General features: G+C 73.0%; 17 protein-coding genes. 9 read left to right on the top strand and 8 right to left on the bottom strand.

What is annotated here, in order from left to right:
• Positions 1-5 precede the first annotated feature (5 nt).
• The 4 genes from ACFC1X_RS35945 to ACFC1X_RS35960 all read right to left on the bottom strand — a co-directional run bounded on the left by ACFC1X_RS35945 (position 6) and on the right by ACFC1X_RS35960 (position 4,967).
• The gene (locus ACFC1X_RS35945; RefSeq protein WP_376362427.1) at positions 6-1,604 is read right to left on the bottom strand and encodes a D-alanine--poly(phosphoribitol) ligase; all 1,599 of its coding nucleotides are present in this window, start codon (positions 1,602-1,604) and stop codon (positions 6-8) included.
• Positions 1,605-1,751: 147 nt separating this feature from the next.
• Entirely contained in the window at positions 1,752-3,632 is a 1,881-nt protein-coding gene (locus tag ACFC1X_RS35950) for an aminotransferase class I/II-fold pyridoxal phosphate-dependent enzyme (RefSeq protein WP_376362430.1), read from the bottom strand.
• On the bottom strand, positions 3,629-3,892 hold the full coding sequence (locus ACFC1X_RS35955) for an acyl carrier protein (RefSeq protein WP_376362433.1): 264 nt from the start codon (positions 3,890-3,892) through the stop codon (positions 3,629-3,631). Before ACFC1X_RS35955 ends, ACFC1X_RS35950 begins: the two co-directional genes overlap by 4 nt.
• Positions 3,893-3,959: 67 nt before the next feature.
• Entirely contained in the window at positions 3,960-4,967 is a 1,008-nt protein-coding gene (locus ACFC1X_RS35960) for a beta-ketoacyl-ACP synthase III (RefSeq protein WP_376362436.1), read from the bottom strand.
• A 373-nt stretch (positions 4,968-5,340) separates the two neighbouring features.
• Between ACFC1X_RS35960 and ACFC1X_RS35965 the strand changes: the two genes are divergently transcribed.
• From ACFC1X_RS35965 to ACFC1X_RS35995, 7 genes are all read left to right on the top strand, one after another.
• Positions 5,341-5,586 (top strand): acyl carrier protein, encoded by a 246-nt coding sequence (locus tag ACFC1X_RS35965; RefSeq protein ID WP_376362438.1) that lies wholly within the window; start codon positions 5,341-5,343, stop codon positions 5,584-5,586.
• Entirely contained in the window at positions 5,583-6,806 is a 1,224-nt protein-coding gene (locus ACFC1X_RS35970) for a beta-ketoacyl-[acyl-carrier-protein] synthase family protein (protein WP_376362441.1), read from the top strand. Before ACFC1X_RS35965 ends, ACFC1X_RS35970 begins: the two co-directional genes overlap by 4 nt.
• 29 nt (positions 6,807-6,835) lie before the next feature.
• Complete coding sequence (locus ACFC1X_RS35975) at positions 6,836-7,276, top strand: DUF6041 domain-containing protein (RefSeq protein ID WP_376362444.1); 441 nt, start codon at positions 6,836-6,838, stop codon at positions 7,274-7,276.
• 7 nt (positions 7,277-7,283) lie between these two features.
• Entirely contained in the window at positions 7,284-8,174 is an 891-nt protein-coding gene (locus ACFC1X_RS35980) for a DUF6206 family protein (RefSeq protein WP_376362446.1), read from the top strand.
• Positions 8,161-8,976: a 4'-phosphopantetheinyl transferase family protein gene (locus ACFC1X_RS35985; RefSeq protein ID WP_376362448.1), complete on the top strand. Its 816-nt coding sequence runs from the start codon at positions 8,161-8,163 to the stop codon at positions 8,974-8,976. Before ACFC1X_RS35980 ends, ACFC1X_RS35985 begins: the two co-directional genes overlap by 14 nt.
• A 43-nt stretch (positions 8,977-9,019) precedes the next feature.
• Complete coding sequence (locus ACFC1X_RS35990) at positions 9,020-10,183, top strand: RedV protein (RefSeq protein WP_376362451.1); 1,164 nt, start codon at positions 9,020-9,022, stop codon at positions 10,181-10,183.
• Positions 10,184-10,427: 244 nt separating this feature from the next.
• A complete protein-coding gene (locus tag ACFC1X_RS35995) occupies positions 10,428-11,081 on the top strand; it encodes a LuxR C-terminal-related transcriptional regulator (RefSeq protein WP_376362454.1) in 654 nt (217 codons plus the stop codon).
• Between the two features lie 73 nt (positions 11,082-11,154).
• Here ACFC1X_RS35995 and ACFC1X_RS36000 read toward each other — a convergent pair whose 3' ends face one another.
• The 4 genes from ACFC1X_RS36000 to ACFC1X_RS36015 are packed head-to-tail and all read right to left on the bottom strand — an operon-like array spanning position 11,155 to position 16,359.
• Positions 11,155-11,475 carry a RedY protein gene (locus ACFC1X_RS36000; RefSeq protein ID WP_376362457.1) on the bottom strand — a complete coding sequence of 107 codons (321 nt, stop codon included), beginning with the start codon at positions 11,473-11,475 and terminating at the stop codon, positions 11,155-11,157.
• Positions 11,476-11,498: 23 nt separating this feature from the next.
• On the bottom strand, positions 11,499-12,662 hold the full coding sequence (gene redW / locus ACFC1X_RS36005) for an L-prolyl-[peptidyl-carrier protein] dehydrogenase (RefSeq protein WP_376362460.1): 1,164 nt from the start codon (positions 12,660-12,662) through the stop codon (positions 11,499-11,501).
• The gene (locus ACFC1X_RS36010) at positions 12,659-15,541 is read right to left on the bottom strand and encodes a polyketide synthase (protein ID WP_376362461.1); all 2,883 of its coding nucleotides are present in this window, start codon (positions 15,539-15,541) and stop codon (positions 12,659-12,661) included. Before ACFC1X_RS36010 ends, redW begins: the two co-directional genes overlap by 4 nt.
• On the bottom strand, positions 15,538-16,359 hold the full coding sequence (locus ACFC1X_RS36015; RefSeq protein WP_376362464.1) for a BTAD domain-containing putative transcriptional regulator: 822 nt from the start codon (positions 16,357-16,359) through the stop codon (positions 15,538-15,540). Before ACFC1X_RS36015 ends, ACFC1X_RS36010 begins: the two co-directional genes overlap by 4 nt.
• A gap of 436 nt (positions 16,360-16,795) precedes the next feature.
• On the opposite strand from ACFC1X_RS36015, the gene ACFC1X_RS36020 reads away from it, so the two are divergent.
• Both ACFC1X_RS36020 and ACFC1X_RS36025 read left to right on the top strand, forming a co-directional pair.
• The gene (locus tag ACFC1X_RS36020) at positions 16,796-17,467 is read left to right on the top strand and encodes a TrkA family potassium uptake protein (RefSeq protein ID WP_064730243.1); all 672 of its coding nucleotides are present in this window, start codon (positions 16,796-16,798) and stop codon (positions 17,465-17,467) included.
• Positions 17,467-18,144: a TrkA family potassium uptake protein gene (locus tag ACFC1X_RS36025; RefSeq protein WP_114529492.1), complete on the top strand. Its 678-nt coding sequence runs from the start codon at positions 17,467-17,469 to the stop codon at positions 18,142-18,144. Before ACFC1X_RS36020 ends, ACFC1X_RS36025 begins: the two co-directional genes overlap by 1 nt.
• Positions 18,145-18,188: the final 44 nt, after the last annotated feature.

Below are 18,188 nucleotides of genomic sequence, written 5' to 3' on the forward strand. Positions count from 1 at the left end.
GCCGCCTACCGGGCCGTGCCGATCGGCGCCGTCGCGCGGGGGTTCGCGTCGAGGCCGAGGCGGCGGTAGTCGGTCTTGCCGTTGCCGTTGCGCGGCATCCGGTCCAGGGGGACGGCGGTGTGCGGCACCATGTAGGTCGGCAGGTGCCGTGCGCAGTGCTGCTTGAGCCGCACCAGGCCGATCCGTCCGGCGCCCTCGCGCAGCGTGTAGTAGAGCTGGAGGCGCGCCTTGGGCCCGGATCCGTCGACGAGGACGGCGGCTTCCGCGATGTCGGGGTGGCGCAGCGCCGCGGCCTCGATCTCGCCCAGTTCGATCCGGTAGCCGGACAGCTTCACCATGCGGTCCTTGCGGCCGCGGTAGACGAGCCGGCCGTCCTCCTCGTAGCTGACCAGGTCGCCGGTGGGGTGTACGCCCCGGCAGTGGTCGGCGGAGGCCGGGTCCTCGGGGCGCCGCCAGTAGCCGGGGGTCACGCACACGCCCGCCACGTGGAGTTCGCCGAGGGCGCCGGGCTCGTGGACGGTGCGTCCGGCGTCGTCCACGACGGTCGTCGCGGCGCCGGTGATCGGCAGGCCGATCGGCACCGGGGTGGCGCGGTGCAGGTCCTCGGGGCGCACCCGGTGGTAGGTGCAGACGTTGGTCTCGGTGGGCCCGTAGAGGTTGTAGAGGGGGGTGCCGGCGGGGAGCAGTTCACTCAGGGCGCGCAACTGCGGAACGGGGAAGACCTCGCCGGCGAACAGGACGTAGCGCAGGCTCCGGGTGTGCTCGGGGGTGAGGGCGGCCGAGGTGGTCAGCAGGTGCAGGATCGAGGGGACGGAGTACCAGACGGTGACCCCGTGCCGGCGGATGCCGTCCGCCAGCGCGGTCACGTCGCGGGTCTGCGCGTCGGGGACGATCCACACCGCCGCTCGGCAGGACAGCGCGGTGAAGAGGTCGAAGGTGCTCAGGTCGAAGTTGAAGGAGGCGTGGCCCGCGAACACGTCGTCGGGGCCCACGTCCAGCTCGGCGCGCGCCCAGCCCACGAAGTTGGCCAGGCCGGCGTGCGAGATCCGCACCCCCTTGGGCGTGCCGGTGGACCCCGAGGTGTAGAGGACGGCCGCGAGGTCGCGGGGGGTGAGGGAGGGCAGCAGGGTGACCCGGCCGGCGGGGCTCTGCTCCCACGTCGCCCACGGGCTGACCGGTGTGCCGCCCACCGTGTCGGGCGGGGCCTCTCCGTCGGCGACGACGACGGTGACGGAGGCCGGCAGGTCGTCGTCCCCGAGCTGGGCGGCGTGGTGCGCGTCGGTGAACAGGACGGCGGGTTCGGCGTCCGCGAGGATGGTCCGCACCCGGCTCACGGGCTGGCCGCCGTCCAGGGGCACGTAGGCGCATCCGGCCTCCAGGGCGGCGACGATCGCCTCCGCGTAGCGCGGCCGCTTGTCCATCCAGATCGCGACCCGGTCGCCGACGCGCACCCCCAGGCCGAGCAGATGGGCGGCCACGGCCTCGACCCGCGCGGTGAACTCCCCGTACGTCATGGGTTCGGACCCGACGAAGGCGGGCCGTGCCGCGTGCCGTGCGGACAGGTTCTGTGGCAGGCGGATCACGGAGGGAGTGTCGGCGCTCATGGTGTGTGGCCCTTCTCCTTGACGTGGGTGGGGTTGCTCGGGGTGCGGGCGTCCGGTCGCGAGGCGGGGGGCCGAGGGGCCCGGGCCCCGCCCCGGCAGGAGGGGACTGCCGGGACGGGGGCCCGGACGTGTGCGGGGCGGCGGCCGCTACCCGGCGGCCGGCAGCACGCCGGTCTCACGGGCGGCGTCGACGAAGATCTCGGCGGCCAGCTCCAGGTCCCGCGGGGTGTGTTCGCAGGTGACGCTCACCCGCAGCCGGGCGTCGCCGAGGGGGACGCCGGGGTAGACCACGGTCTGGCAGAACAGACCGCGGGCGCGTACGGCCCGGCCCATCTCCATCGCCCGGCGTTCGTCGCCGATGACGAGGGGCAGGATCGCGCTCTCGGACTGCTCCAGGTCGAATCCGGCCTCCAGCAGCCGGCCGCGCAGGGTGCCGATGTTGGTCCACAGCCGCTTGAGGCGCTCCGGCTCGGACTCGATGACGTCGAGTGAGGCGATCAGTCCGGCAGCCACACCGGCGGGGATGTTCGCGGCGAAGACGTAGGAGTTGGAGTAGTAGCGCAGGTACTCGACGACCTCCTCCTCGCCGACCACGAACCCGCCCATGCCGGCGAGGGTCTTGCTCATGGTGCCCAGCTCCAGGTCGACCTCGCCCTTGAGACCGAAGTGCTCGGCGGTGCCGGAGCCGCGCACGCCGAGGACGCCGGTGGCGTGGGCGTCGTCGATCATCACGCGGGCGTCGTAGGCCTTGGCCAGCCGGACGATTTCAGGCAGGTCGCACACGTCGCCGTGCATGCTGAAGACCCCGTCCGCGACGACGAGCCTGCCTCCGGTCCCCTCCGCGGCGCTGCGGCTGAGGATCCGCTCCAGGTCGGCCATGTCGTTGTGCCGGTAGATCTTGCGGACGGCGCCGGAGAGCCGGGCGCCGTCGACGATGCTCATGTGGTTGAGGCGGTCGACGACGAGGGTGTCGTAGCTCTTGACGAGGGCGGAGATGGCACCGAGGTTCGCCGAGTAGCCGCCGGGATAGACGATGCAGGCGGGCCGCTGCTTGAAGGCCGCCAGCCGGCGCTCCAGTTCCTTGTGCAGCATGTTGGTGCCGCCGATGAACCGGGAGCCGGTGTGGGTGGCGCCGTAGGTCCGGGTGGCGTCGCAGACGGCCTCGACGACGCGCGGATGGTTGGCGAGGCCCAGGTAGTTGTTGGAGGCGAACATGAGGAACTCGCGTTTGCGTCCCTCCAGTTCGTCGAAGACGACGGCGCGGTTCCCGCACCGCGAGTGCAGCGGCATGCCGTACCAGTACAGGCGGTCCTTCTCCCGCGCGCGCAGGTAGCCGGCGAAGCTGCGGGTCTTGGCGAACAGGTCGGGGTCGCGCTGCTCGGTGAAGTCCTTCATGGAGCGGTCGTCCCAGGCGTCCCGGCCGGGTTCCGGCGCCGCGGTCGGGGTCGTGGTCGCGGCCGTGCGCGGGGTCGCGGCCGTGCTCGGGGCCGGCGGCCGGGCGTCCGGGTCCGCAGCGGCGGCGACGCGGGCACCGGACAGCGCCTCGACGAGGGCCCGCAGGGTCGTGGAGCCGGCACCGGCGCCGCTGGCCGCCGGTCCGGTGAGGCCGAGCCGCTCGGTGGCCTCGGCGACGATGGAGGTGAGGACGACCGAGTCGATGCCCAGCTCGCCCTCCAGGTCGGCGTCGAGGGCGAGTTGATGCCGTTCGTACTGGGTCTGCCGCATGGCGGCGACCACGACGGCCTCGGTGACGGGGTCGGTGACCGGGGCGGCGAGCGCGGCGGCCACCGCGTCGATCAGCTCGCCGACGGTCGACAGGCCCGCGGGCAGGGCGGTGGGGAGGGCGAAGTGCTCCCGGACGGAGACGAGGATGGACTCCATGATGACCGAGTCGATGCCGAGATCGGCCTCGAAGTGGCTCTCCGGACGCAGGTAGCTCTCGTCGTACAAGGTGCGGGAGGCGATGACGTCCACGACGCGTTCGCCGATCCGCGCGGAGTCCGGGTCTCCGTTCACGTCGTACGTCATGCCGCGCTGCCCCCCTCGTTCTGCCGGAGGCGGTCGACCAGGGCGCAGATCGCGTTGACGGACCTGAAGTTCCGCGGGGTGACCTCCCGCAGGGGCACCGTGACGCGGAATTCGCTCTGGAGGTAGTGGACGAGGTCGAAGACGGCGGCGGAGTCGATGATGTTGAGTTCCGCGATGGGGGTGTCCGGCTCCAGGCCTTCGGCGTCGCCGTCCATCCAGGCGTCTGCGATGTAGTCGGTGATCAGTTTCCGAGAAGTCATGGTCGTCCTTGGGTCATCGGTCGTCTGCACACGGCCCGGCGCGGCGTCCGGGACCGGTCCGCAGCCCTCAGACCGGATCGATGGCGGGCCAGGTCAGGGCGGCGGCACCCCAGGTGAGGCCGCCGCCGAACGCGGTGAGCAGCACCCGGTCGCCGGGCCTGAGGGTGCCCCGTGCGTGCGCGTGATCGAGCGCGAGGGGTATGGAGGCGGCCGCGGTGTTGCCCACCTCGGCGATGTTGCTGACGCTGCGTTCACGGGGGATGCCGATCTCGTCGGCCAGTCGTGCGGTGATGCGGTGGTTGGCCTGGTGGCTGACCAGCCAGTCCACGTCCGCCACCCGCCAGCCCGCCCGGTCGAGCACGGTCTCCGCGCACTCGCCCATGCGCTGGACGGCGAGCCAGAAGACCTTCTTGCCCTGCATGGTGAAGTAGCGGTCGGCGGGGTCGGCGGCGGCGGTCGCGCCCGGCCGCGGCGGGCCGCCGGACGGCACGGTGATCAGGTCCACGCCGTGGCCGTCACTGCCCAGCCGGAGCGGGCCGAGGGCGCCGGTCTCCTCCGGGTCGCCGGCGCGCAGGACGACGGCGCCGGCACCGTCGCCGAAGATCACCGAGGTGGAGCGGTCCTCGGGGTTGAGGATGCGGGAGAACGTCTCGGCACCGATGACGAGGACCCGGTCCGCGGTGCCGGAGGCGATCAGACCGGATGCCGTGCCGAGTCCGTAGAGGAACCCGGAGCACACCGCGGACACGTCGAAGGCCGTGACGGGGCCGGTCCCCAGCCGGGCCGCCACCGTCGGCGCGGTCGCCGGGCAGGGCCGGTCCGGGGTGGTGGTGGCCACGATGACCGCGTCGATCGCGTCCGGGGTGAGGCGCGCGGACTTCAGGGCCCGCTCGGCGGCGCCCACGGCCAGGTCGGAGGTGTTCGTGCCGTCCTCGGCGACGTAGCGCTGCGCGATGCCCGTACGGGCCCGGATCCAGGCGTCCGAGGTGTCCATGGTCCGTTCCAGCTCGCCGTTGGTGACGCACCGGGAAGGAAGGCAGCCGCCGATCCCGGCGACCACGGACGCCCGGGTCATCGGGCACCGCTCACGGAGCGGCGCCGGTCGGCGGCCTGCCGGTGCGTACGGCGGTGGAGAGGGGAATCCACGTGTGTGCTCCTCGCGTGCTGGACGGTTTGCCGGCCGTCGGGTGCGGGGATGGACACCCGGGCACCCCGGCCGTCCCGAGTCTGGCCGTGGCCCCTGACCGGGCGCTGACGGATGACTGACCGCGGCTCCCGCCCGGCCGGGACCGCGCCGGGGGGTCAGCGATCCGTCAGCGATCCGTCAGCGCGCCGCACCAGACTTGCCGCAGCGTCGCTTCGTCGCCGCACCGTCCCAGTCACCGACCGACCGACGGTGCGCGGCGGCGGTCGGCGACCGATCCACCTAGGAAAGGCGGACCACACTGATGAGCACCACCTACGACAAGCTCGTTGATCTGCTGGTCGACGGTTTCGCGGTGGACCGCACGGCGATCCGGCCCGACGTGACCTTCGAGGAACTGGAGATGGACTCGCTGTTCCTCGTGGAACTGCTCCTCGTCATCCAGTCCGAGTTCGGAGTGAAGATCAGCGAGGACGCCGCGGTCCCGACGGACACCCTCTCCCACGCGGTGGAGCTGGTCGACAGCGAGATAGCGGCCACGGCGTCATGACCGACCGCTCCCTGGCCGTGACCGGCCTCGGTCTGGTGACGGCGGCCGGCATCGGCGTCGACGCCACCTGGGAGGGGGTGGTGCGGGGGGACTCGGCGGGCGCCAGGGACGAACGGCTCGCGGGGCTCCCCGTGGACATCGCCTGCGCCGTGCCGGGACTGGAACCGGCCCGGCACGTGGACCGGCGCAGCGTCCTGATGCACGACCGCTTCGTGCAGTTGGCGATCGTCGCCGCCCGCGAGGCCGTCGCCGGCTCCGGGCTCGATCCGCGGACCTGGGACGGCGCCCGGGTGGGCGTGGTCGTCGGCTGTGGTCTGGGCGGCGTGTCGACGTGGGAGACACAGCACCGGCGGTTGCTGGAGCGCGGTCCCGAAGCGGTCTCCGCGCTGCTGGTGCCGATGCTGGTGCCCAACATGGCGGCCGGGCACCTGGCGATGGACCTGCGCGCGCTGGGCCCCAACCTGGTGACGGCGACCGCCTGCGCCTCGGGCTCCACCGCCATCGGCACCGCGGCCCGGCTGCTGCACGACGGCACGTGTGACGTCGTCGTCGCCGGCGGCAGCGAGGCCGGGGTCAGCCCGTTGATGGTCACGGGCTTCGCGCAGATGGGCGCCCTGTCCCGGCGCGTGGCGGACCCGTCGGCGGCCTCCCGGCCCTTCGACGCCGACCGGGACGGCTTCGTGATCGGTGAGGGCAGCGGCATGCTCGTACTGGAACGGACGGCGGACGCCGAGGCGCGCGGTGCCGCGGTCCACGCCCGGCTGGTGGGCCACGGCGCGTCGGCGGACGCCCACCACGTCACCGCGCCAGACCCCGAGGGCGCGGGCGCGCGGCGCGCGATGGAGGCCGCGCTCGCCCAGGCGGGCGTCGGCGGCGGCGATGTCGACCACGTGAACGCGCACGGCACGTCGACCCCTCTCAACGACGCGGTGGAGGCCGCGGTACTGCGCCGGCTCCTGGGCGACGGAGCGACCGTCACCTCGGCCAAGGGCGTCCTCGGCCACACGCTGGGCGCCGCCGGTGCGATCGAGGCGGCGCTGACCGTGCTGACCGTCGAGCGGTCCACCGTCCCGCCGACCGCGAACCTCGGGCGGCTGGACCCGGTGGTCGACCTGGACGTGGTCGCCGGCAAGCCACGGGAGCAGAAGGTGGAGCTGGCGATGAGCAACTCCTTCGGCTTCGGCGGCCAGAACGCCGTCCTGGTCTTCGCATCCCCCTGACCCCGTCGACCTCCGGAAGAAGCTGTCACGTGACCGGACGAACCCTGATCCTCCAGCGCGTCGTCGGCGCGCTCTACATCCTCGCGGGGATAGGCAAGTTCTTCCCGCAGCTCGAGTCGGTGGAAGGCCGGCTCGACGACGCCTCGGAAGCCAACCGGGGAACGGTGATCTCCGACCCCGTCGACTGGCTGGCCCGCCACCCCACGGGGGTGATGTGGTTCGTCGCCCTGGCGATGGTCGCGGCGGGGCTGGCCCTGCTGTGGAACCGCCGGGCCCTCGTGATCGCCGCCCTCTACGGCCAGTTGCTGATGCTCGTGCTGTTCGTGGTGATCCTGGTCAGCAGCGTCCCCCAGATCCTGGTGCTGGACGCCGCGTTCTTCGCCGCCGCCATCCACCTCCTCCACCGGTACCACGCGTCGGGCCGCGCGACCGCCGCCGCCCCGACGGACCCGACCCCGGAAGCCCGGTGACACACCCATGACCCTCGCCGTCCCCGCCGTCGAGATCGACGCCCTGGAGGACCAGGTCACGCAGGCGCTCAGGACCACCGACGACACCTCCCTCACCGTCCTCGGCTACGGAGAGGTGACCCTGGTCCTGCGGCTGGAGACCGCCCTGGGCACGTTCGCCTGCAAGCGCCTGCCGGTCTTCCCCACCCAGGAACGGCTCGACCGGCACGCCGCCCTGGTCGACGAGTACCTCAACCGCCTCGACAAGGGCGGCATCCGCGTCGCCGAGACCCGCATGTGGCACCGGCCGCTGCCCGGCGGCCGGGCCGTCGCCTACTGCGTCCAGGAGGAGCTGCCCGCGGACCGGTTGTGCTCCCGGCTGCTGCACACGGCCGACGACGCGTGGTGCGAGTGGTTCTTCGAGCGGTTCCTGGACCACGTCGAGACGGCCGTCAAGGGGCGGCTGGGCATCGACGGGCAGGCGTCCAACTGGATCGATCTCGACGGCGAGTTGATCTACCTGGACGTGACGACCCCGCTCCTGCGCGGCGACCGCGAACGCGAACGCCTCGACGTGCCCCTGTTCTTCACCTCGCTGCCCTGGCTGCTGCGCGACGTGGTCCGGGTGGCGATGACGAAGTCCATCTTCGACAAGTTCTACGAGCCGCGCGGGGTGGTCCTCGACTTCCTCGGCAACCTCCACAAGGAGCGTCTGAGCCATCTCGTCCCGCGCTTCGTCGAGCGGGCCAACGCCCGCCTGGAACAGCCGCTCACCAGCGACGAGATCGCGGGCTACTACCGTGACGACGCCCGGATGTGGGAGCTGATCCAGCGGCTGCGCAGGGCGGACCGCTTCGTCCACCGCAAGGTCCTGCGCCGCCCCTACCCCTTTCTGCTCCCCCACCGTGTCGAGCGTTGAGGCGGCCGCACGTCCGGCGGCCGGTCCGGCGTCGCCGCCGGTGGCCCTCGCCGGCCAGGTGGTGCTCGACGCGTCCCGTCCCCTGCGCGTCACGCACCTGACGCCGGCGGCCCGGCGGCTGACCCTCGCCGTGGTGTCCATCCGCTGGCTGCACGCCCAGACCCCCGCGGCCCTCGCCGCGCTCCGGTCGCGGCACCTGACGGCCGCCGAGACGGTGCTCGCCGCCGACCTGCGCGCACCCCGCAGGCGCCACGAGTGGCTGGCCGGGCGGCTCGCCCTCAAGCACGCGGTCAGCGCCCACGCCGGACGGCACTGGGGCCGTACGCGGGAGCCCCGCGCGATCGAGGTGCACACCGTGGTCGGGGGCATCCAGGCCGGCAAGCCGGTGGTGGACGCGCCGGTCGAGGTGGGGCTGACGCACTCGGGGGACTTCGCGGTCGCCGTGTGCGGACCGCACGCGATCGGGGTCGACCTGGAACACGACCGGCCCATGCCACCGACGCTGTCCGGGGTGCTCGCCCGGGAATGCGATCCGCGGGCGTCGGCACCGGACGCCCGGCGGCTGGCGACGATGCCGCCGGCGCTGCGCTGGACGTGCAAGGAGGCCGTGCTCAAGTACTACGGCTTCGGGCTGCGCGTCGACGCCCGCGAGGTGGCGCTCACCGGCTGGCACCCCGACGGCCACTTCACCTGGCGCCCCGGCGGCGGACTGCTGCGGCACGCCCCCGCCGCCGAGGTGCACCGGCCGACGGGGTGGGCCGGTGAGGTGCACGGACACTACCTGGCGCTCGTGGGGCGCTGAACACGGCGACCGGGCCGCCCGGACACCAGAAGAGGAGATTCCCATGACGGAGCGCGGCACGGACCGCGTCATCGCCTCGGCCCCCGCGTTCGCGCAGGCCCTCGACGCGGCCGCGGGCCCGGCGGCGCTGAGCCCCTCCTCGCACAACTGCCAGCCGTGGGGCCTCGCCCGCGCCACCACACCCGGAGCGCGCCGAACCGCGGCGGCCCTGACGGGCGCGGACACGGCCGAGTACCTGGTCCTGGCCCTGGACCGGCGCCGTGAACTGACGGCTCTGGCCGCGCACGCCGTGGAGATGGAGGTCAGTTGCGGTGTCTACTGGCGGCTGCTGCTGCGCGGACTCGCGGCCCAGGGCTGGTCCGCTGTTGCGGCACACGTCGTGGAGGCCGACGACGGCTCCGGATTCGGCGCGGAGTGGCCCGCGTCGTGGACCCCGCTGTGCGTGGCGGCGCTGCGCCCCGGGCGGCCGTCCGGTGAACGCCTGGACGACCTGCGCGAGACCGGCCTGGCCCGGCGTACCCATCGGGGCCCCTACCGGCCGGAGCCCCTGGCGGCCGACCTGCTGCGGGACCTGGAGGACGCGGGCCCGTCCGAGGCGGAGCCGCACCCGCGTCCCCTGCATGTACGACACCTGACGAACCCTCAGGAGCTGGGCGCCTTCGCGTCGTTCGTGGCCCGGCACGCGGGGCGGGACTTCGGGCACCGGAGGGCCTGGCGGGAGACCCATTCGTTCCTGCGCTGGAGCACCGAGTCGGCGGCGGCGCGGGGGGACGGCTTCACGCTCGACCAGCTCTTCGGACCGCTGTCGGGGCCGCGCCGTGCGGCGATGCGCTGCGCGCTGGCCCCCACGACGATGAACCTCCTGGGCCGGGCCGGGTATCACCGGGTGCTGGCCGCGGGGCTCGCGAACGTCGTGCGCCGCACCCCCGCCGTGGTGACGATGGGCTTCGCCGACGAGACCGCCGGACGCGCGGACCTGCTGCGGGGCGGGGCACGGCTGGCCGACTACTGGTGGCGGGCGACGCGGTCCGGGCTGTCCCTCCACCCGATCAGCGTCGTCCTCCAGCACGACGATCTGAGAAACCGCCTGGCGGCGGAACTCCGCCTGCCCGGCCGGACCTTCTTCGTGAGCCGGGTCGGCGTGGCCGGCCGGCCCGCGCCACGCTCCCACCGGCGCGCGAGCGCCGCCGCGCACGTGGCGATCTGATGCCCACAGCACGGAACTAGTTGCATTCGCAAGAATCTCGGCGAGCGGTTCATGAAGGCGAAGCCGCGCCCTATCCCGCAGTCGACTTGGACGTCTCAAGCCACCCTCGCAGTGCGCACAGGCGTGCTAAGTTTGGCCGCATGACGCTTATCGGGGGAATCTCTAAGAAAGGGTTTCGACACCGATCGGTCATCGTCGGCGTCGAACCATACGTCCCGTACTCTCGCCGGCCGAAAGCTCACGTATGACGACTCGTATTCTGGTGTGCTGCGACCGCGTCATCATGGGCGAGGGAATGCGTGCACTGCTGGAGCGGCACAACCTGAAGGTGCAGGTCGAGACCACGCTCCGGAGCGCCCTCAACGCCGCGGCCGAGACCGGGCCGGACGTTCTGATCGCCGTGGCCCCACTGGTGACCATGGACGAGCTGGACAAGGTGACGGAACTCGCGCGGCTGAGCAAAGTCGTTCTGCTGGCCAAACCCGAGAACACCCACCGGGCATTCGAGGTACTGCGCGTCGGAGTACGGGCGGTATTGTCGGCGGAAACCTCGGTCGAAGAGTTGGTGCACGTCATCAAGACCATCACCGAGGTGAATGCGATCATCGCCCCGGCCGAGGCGCGGGAGGTGCTGACGCAGTATTGGCACAATAACGTGCCGAAGAGCTTACGACCCGAACTGACCCCTCGGGAAAAAGAGGTACTGACCCTACTGACCCGGGGAAAGACCAACACCGAGATGGCCGAGGCACTGTCCGTCTCGTGCACGACCGTCAGGTCCCACGTCCATCACCTCCTGCGCAAACTGGGTGCGGCGACCCGGGCACAGGCCGTCGCCATCGCCTACGAGTCCGGACTCCTGGGAACCTGCCCCCAGACAGGCGCCCCGGGCCGGTGAGAGCGCAGCCGGGTCCGTACGGCTTCATCCTCCGTACGGACCCGGCCGCCCTCCGGCGCGCCGCGGCCGGAGTTCAGGGCAATGCCGTGTACCCGGGTTCTATGCGTTCCCCGCTCGTCTCGTCGACCACCGACGCCATCGAGTCGAACGCGGCGACGAGGCCCTGAAATGCCTCCGTTTTCATGTCCCTGGAGAATTCGTCCAGTCCGCTCACGGTGATGACCTCGAAGTAATGGAATGCGGCGGCCTGTTCGGTCGTCACCCGCTGCACGCCGAAGGCGCGCACGCTGGGCAACCGGGGGCAGGTGGCGTAGTCGACCTCCCGGACCCAGGTCTCGAACCGGGCGGGGTCGACCCCGTCGTGCAGGCGAATGCGGTGGATGATGACGTCCATGGTCGGTCTCCCTGGGTCCGGCGTCAGCGACGCCCGGCGGGGCGGCGGGCACCCAGGCCCAGCGCCCGCGCGATGTTGTTCTTCTGGATCTCGTTGGTGCCGGAGAAGATCCGGGCGGGCAGCGCGTCCCGCAGCAGGGTCTCGGCCGTCCCGTCCATCACTCCCATCGCGCCCCGCAACTGCACGGCGTCCAGACCGAGTTGTACGGCCGCCTCGCTCACCGCGATCTTCGCGAGGGCCGGTCCGATCTCGTCCGCGGTGCCGTCGGCCAGCGCCCGCGCCGCACGGTAGAGCAGCAGCCGGGCGGCCTCGTAGCGCCCCAGCATGTCGACGATGCGGTGACTGACCGCCTGGAACCCGCCGATGGGGGCGCCGAACTGCTCGCGCTCCCTCGCGTGGTCCACCGTGGACTCCAGCACCCGGCGCATCGCTCCGAGGTAGGCCGCGAAGAGACAGGTGCGCTCCCACTTCATCGACGAGGAGAAGATGGTCGCCCCCGACCCCTCCTCCCCCAGGACCGCGCCCGCCGGAACGACGCAGTCGTCGAAGTGGACGTCGGCCGTCGGCGAGCCGCGCAGCCCCACCTTGTCGTGCGGGCGCCCCACCGTGAGTCCCTCGGTGGACGCGTCGACCAGGAACGTGGTCAGTCCGAAGAAGCCGCCCTCCGGGTCGGTGGCGGCCTGCACCACGAACACGTCGGCCACCGGGGCGTTGGTGATGAAGCACTTGGTGCCGCTGAGCACATGGCCGCCGTCGACGCGACGGGCGCGCGTCCGCAGCCGCAGCGCGTCCGACCCGGCGTCGGCCTCGGTGATGGCGTGGGCGGCGATCCGCTCACCGGAACTCAGGGCCGGCAGCCACTCGTTCCGCTGCTTCCCGGTGCCGAACTCGACGATGGGCATGACGGCGGCGAACAGGTGCGCGGCGACCGAGAAGGCGAAGCCGGTGTCCGCGCAGCCGTACCCCAGGGCCTCCATCGTGGCGGCCGCGGCCACCGCGTCCAGGCCGCTGCCGCCGTACTCGACCGGTACGACGGTGCCCACCAGGCCCTGTTCGCCGGCCAGCCGCCAGCGCCGCCGGAAGTCCGCGGCGTCGGCGAAGCGGCCCGCGGAGTCCAGCTCGCGCCGGGCGAACCGGACGACCATGTCGCGCATTTCCTCGGTCTCGGCGTCGAAGTCGAAGTTCATCGCGTTCCGTCCGTGCCTTCCTCGATCAACAGGTGGTAATTGATGCCGCCGGTCCCGAACGCGCTCACCGCCGCGCGGCGCGGGCGGCCCTCCGCCGCGGGCCACGGCGCGGCCTCGGTGGCCACCCGGGCGGGGACGGCGTCGAGGGCGAGGTCCGGGCTGAGGACGCGCAGGTTGACGCTGGGCGGCAGGGTCGTCAGCCGCAACGCCTGGAGGGTGCGCAGGAGTCCGGCGGCACCGGCCGCCGCGAAGGTGTGGCCGAGGAAGGACTTGGCGGATCCGACGTACAGGGGCGCCGAGCGCCGGCCCGTGCCGTACACCTGGGCGGCCGCGGCGATCTCCACCCGGTCGCCCAGCCGGGTACCGGTGCCGTGCGCCTCCAGGTAGTCCACCTCGTCCGGGCCGAAGTCGACCTGCGCGAACGCCTGCCGCACGGCCAGCGCCTGGCCGTCGGCGTCCGGGGCGATCAGGGACTTCGCGTCGTTGGACGCGCCGAGCGCGCGGAGCACGCCGAACACCGGATCGCCGTCGCGTCGCGCGTCCGCCAGCCGCTTGAGCAGGAACAGCGCGCAGCCGTCGCCCGGAGTGAAGCCGTCGGCGTCCACGTCGAACGGGGTGATCCTGCTGTGCGAGAGCAGCCCCAGCGCGGAGCACAGCACCATGTCCCGCGGGTTGCACGGCAGTTCCACGCCTCCGGCGACGGCGTAGTCCGCGCCGCCGGAACGCAGCCGGCTCACGGCGACGTCGAGGGCGGCCAGCGAGGAGGCACACGCGGCCTCGACCGCCACCGGTACGGCGTCCAGGCCGTGTTCGTTGCCGACGAGTGCCGCGATGCCGCTGGCGACGCAGCCGTCCCACGCGGTCGGCAGGTCGACGGGCCCCGGCTCCCCGAAGCGGTCCCGCACCAGCTTGGTCAGCGCCTCGACGTCGTCCGGGGACAGCGCGTCGAGGGCGGTCAGGGAGCGCACGTCGGCCTCGAGGTCGTCGAGACACAGCCCGTTGTGCAGCCGGCGCTCCCGGGAGAGGCCGAGGTTGCTGCCGACGGCGACCGTGCCGACGCCGGCGAGTGATCGTGAGGGCTTCCCGTAGCGGGCGAACATCTCGGTGGCCACGTCGAGTCCGAGGCGCTGGGCCGCGTCCATGGCCGCGTACCGGTGGGGCGGGATGCGCAGTCCGGCCGGGGGCGCCGACGGCACCGGGACCGGTGCGCCCAGGTCGGTGTAGCTGCGGCCGCGGGCCAGTGCTCCCGGGGCGTGGTAGAGATCCCGGTCGAACAGCTCCGGCGGCAGCGGTCCGATGCGGTCCCGGCCGGAGAGCATGGTCCGCCAGAAGGCCTCCGCGTCGGGCGAGTCGGCGAAGCGGCCACCGAACCCGACGATCGCGATCGGCTCCGCCCCGGCACGACCGGGCGCCCCGGCGGCCACCCCGCCCGCTCCCGGCCGCCTCGGCGAACCGGCGGCCGTGCTCCCCGCGTCGGGCACGTGTTCCTGGAGGAGGAGGTGGCAGACCGTTCCGGTCAGGGACGCGCCCATCACCGCCGCCCGGCGGGGCGTGCCGTCCGTGGCGGGCTCCCAGGGCTCGGCCGTGCGGGGTGCGCGGAACGGAGCGTCCGCCGGGTGGTCCGCGGGACCGGCGTCGGCTCCGGTCCGCAGCGGGGGCACGGTGCCGTGGTGCAGGGCCAGTGCCACCTTCGTGACGCCAGCCAGACCGGCGTTGGCGAAGGTGTGGCCCAGCCGGTCGCGCACATTGCCGAGCGCCACCGAGCCCGGCGGCGCACCGGCGTGCAGGCCGGCGAGGGCGTCCCGCTCGGCGCCGCCCACGGCGGCCGTGCCGTACCCGGCGCACTCGACGAACCGCACCGACCCCGCCGCGACGCCCGCGGCACGGTGCGCCGCCTCGGCCGCCTCCCGGCGGTGCGCTGCCGACAGCGAGTAGCGGAAGGTCCCGTGCCGCGCCTCGTGCCTCAGGGCGCAGTCGAGGATGTCCGCGTAGACGCGGTCGCCGTCGCGTTCCGCGCTCGACCGGCGCTTCAGCAGCAGCGCGCCGAGCCCTTCGGCGAGCACGGAACCGTCGCCGCTCCCGTCCGGGGCCTCCCCCGGCCGCGCCGTCAGCCCCTTGGCCGCCAGCGCCCGCCGCGCGAAGCGGCCCTCGGTGCGCTGCCCCACCACGACCAGCGCGGCGTCGGTCAGCCCGGCGCGCAGGCTGTCCACCGCGTGCGCGAGTGCCCAGTACGACGTCGCGTCCGCCGACTCCACGGCCAGGGTGCGCCCGCGCAGCTTGAAGGCGGACGCGATGCGCGCCGGGATCGTGCTGGCCATCTCCCCGACCCGGTCGTGCGGTGAGGCACCGAGCCGGCGTGCCAGCACGCCGTCGAGCTCCCGCGCGGCCTCGCGCGCGTCGGTGCCGGGCCACGGCCCGGTCGCGAGGACCGCCGCGAGATCACGGGCGTACCGGGCGCCGTCCACGCGCAGCGCGTTGGCGTACTGCCGGTCGAGCCCGAGGCAGGTGCCGACGACGACGTCGGTACGGTCCGGCAGGCGGCGGTCGGCCGCTCCGGCGTCGTCGAGGCACTGGCGGGCCGCCTCCACCATGAGCAGCTGCAGGCGGGCCATGGAGGCGGCCTGGGCCGGCGGGATGCCGAACCGGGCGACGTCGACCTCGATGTCGCCGAGGCCGCGCGGCGCGGGCTCCGGGGCCGCGCCGGGCGGCGGTGGGCCGGCGAGCAGGAGCCGCCACAGCTCGGCGAGTCCCAGGGCGCCGGGATAGAGGGCCGACATTCCGACGATGGCGATCGGTTCCGTGGGGCCCGGCACCGCCGCTGAGCGCTTGTCTGGCAACTTCTCGTCCCTGTTGGCGATGGAGCCGGCGGGGCCGGTCACGCGGTGAGCAGGCTGGTGTCGGCCGGGGAGTAGGGCTCGCGCCACAGCGCGGACGGCAGCTTCAGCACCGGGTCCTGCGCGAGGATCTCGGCATGCCGCCGGCGCAGCGGCGTACCCGGCTGGACGCCGAGTTCCTCGTCGAGCTGCTTCCGCGCCAGACGGTACGACTCCAGGGCGTCACCCTGGCGTCCCACGCGGTAGAGGCCGACCATCAGCAGCTCGCAGAACCGCTCGCGCAGCGGGTACTGCGCCACCAGTTGCCTCAGCATCGCGATGGCCTTGGACTCGCCGCCCAGCAGGAGCATCGCGCTCAGCAGGTCCTCCAGGACCGTGAGCCGGCGCTCCTCGAACAGGGCGACGGCGCCCCGGCAGCGCCGGCCCTCGCCCGCGTCGATCAGGGCGGGACCGCGCCACAGCCGCAGGCCCGCCTCCAGCGGTTCCACGGCACGGGCGGGGTCGGAGGGCAGCAGGGCCGCGCCCTGCGAGGCGAGCCGCAGGAACCTGTTGCCGTCCACACACTGCGGGTCGATCTCCAGCAGGTAGCCGCCGAGCACGGAGCGCAGAACGCCGCCGACGAGGTCGGGACAGGCGCGCTCGTTGATCAGTTTCCGCGCCCGCGCGGCGTGCGCCTGGAGGGCGTTGAGGACATTGTCGGGCGGGTTCGCGCCCCACAGTTCGTCTGCCAGGTCCGCGAGCGAGACGGCGCGGCCCGCGTCGATCGCGAGCGTCGCCACCAGCGTGCGGACCTTGCCGGCCCGGATCCCGCCGCCGCTGTGCAGCGTGTTGATCGATACGGGCCCCAATATGTTGATTTCCACATATCCCCCGATGTTGCCGGTCGGTCGGACCGCCTGCCACGCCACCCGTGAGCGGACGGGTGGCGCCTGTGTCGATTGGCTTTCGAACGGTCCTCGAACCGCTGTCTTGCCGGGGTCCATCGTGGCAAGTGCCCCCCGACCCGTCATCCACCGAACGATCGGATTCCGGCCTCAACAGGGGCCCGGCCGAACGCCCTCGTGCCATCAATGTGTTGAGGCGCGGAGCTCTCCGATTCAACGAATCTCGAACGGTGTACGGCGCGACGCGGGCGGGGGCCGCGCCCACCCCGGCGGGGTCCGGCCGCGGTGGACCGGCATGATGGTGCCCTGCGGCCCTCAGCAGGTGCCGCGGATGTTTGCCCGTCGAGCCGAAAGAGGAAAATGAGCGGGACGTACGCCTACGTCAGAGGGCTCGGAAGAAGAGTGGTGTAGAGCCGTGCACATTGTCATCATGGGCTGCGGGCGCGTGGGCTCCGCCCTCGCCCAGACCCTGGAACAGCAGGGGCACACGGTCGCCGTGATCGACCGGGACCCCACCGCCTTCCGACGTCTCGGTTCCTCGTTCGGTGGCCGCCGGGTCACCGGCATCGGCTTCGACCAGGACACCCTGCGCGAGGCGGGCATCGAGGACGCGGGTGCCTTCGCGGCCGTCTCCAGCGGGGACAACTCGAACATCATCGCCGCCCGCGTGGCGCGCGAGATGTTCGGCGTGGAGAACGTCGCCGCCCGCATCTACGACCCCCGCCGCGCCGAGGTCTACCAGCGCCTGGGCATTCCCACGGTGGCCACGGTCCGCTGGACGGCCGACCAGATGCTGCGCCGGCTGCTCCCCTCGGGCGCCGAGCCGCTGTGGCGCGACCCCACCGGCGGGGTCCAGCTCGCCGAGGTGCACACGTCCCCGTCCTGGGTCGGCCACAAGATCAGCCGGCTCCAGGAGGAGACGGGCGTGCGGGTCGCCTTCCTCACCCGGCTCGGGGAGGCGATCCTGCCCTCCTCGCAGACCGTGCTGCAGGAGGGTGACCTGGTGCACGTGATGATGCGCACCGACGAGGTCGACAAGGTCGAGGCGGCGTTCGCCAAGGGTCCCGAAGAGGAGGGCGGTCACTGATGAGGGTCGCCATTGCCGGAGCCGGCGCGGTCGGCCGTTCGATCGCGGGCGAGCTGCTGGAGAACGGCCACGAGGTCCTGCTCATCGACAAGGCGCCGACCGCGATCTCGGTCGAGCGCGTCCCGATGGCGGAGTGGCTGCTCGCCGACGCGTGCGAGATCACGTCCCTGGACGAGGCGGCCCTGCAGCGCTGCAACGTCGTCATCGCCGCGACCGGCGACGACAAGGTCAACCTGGTCGTCTCCCTGCTGGCCAAGACGGAGTACGGCGTTCCGCGCGTCGTCGCCCGGGTCAACAACCCGAAGAACGAGTGGCTGTTCAACGAGTCCTGGGGCGTGGACGTCGCCGTCTCCACCCCGCGTCTGATGTCGGCCCTGGTGGAGGAGGCGGTGAGCGTCGGCGATCTGGTCCGGCTGCTGCGCTTCAGCCACGGCGACGCCAACCTGGTCGAGCTGACGCTGCCGGAGGAGTCGGCCCTGGCCGGGATCCAGGTCGGTGACGTCGAGTGGCCCGAGGACACCTCGCTGGTGACCATCATCCGCGGCACCCGGGTGCTGACCCCGTCGGGGGAGGACTCGCTGGAGGCGGGCGACGAGCTGCTGTTCGTCGCGGCGCAGGCCCGCGAGGAGCAGCTGGAGGACCTGCTGTCGGCGCGGCGCGGCGACCCCGCGCGCTGACGATCGGGCGGTACGACGGTGGGGGCGCCCGGAGATCTCCGGGC

The organism is Streptomyces sp. NPDC056128, assembly GCF_042263835.1.
Lineage (GTDB): Bacteria > Actinomycetota > Actinomycetes > Streptomycetales > Streptomycetaceae > Streptomyces.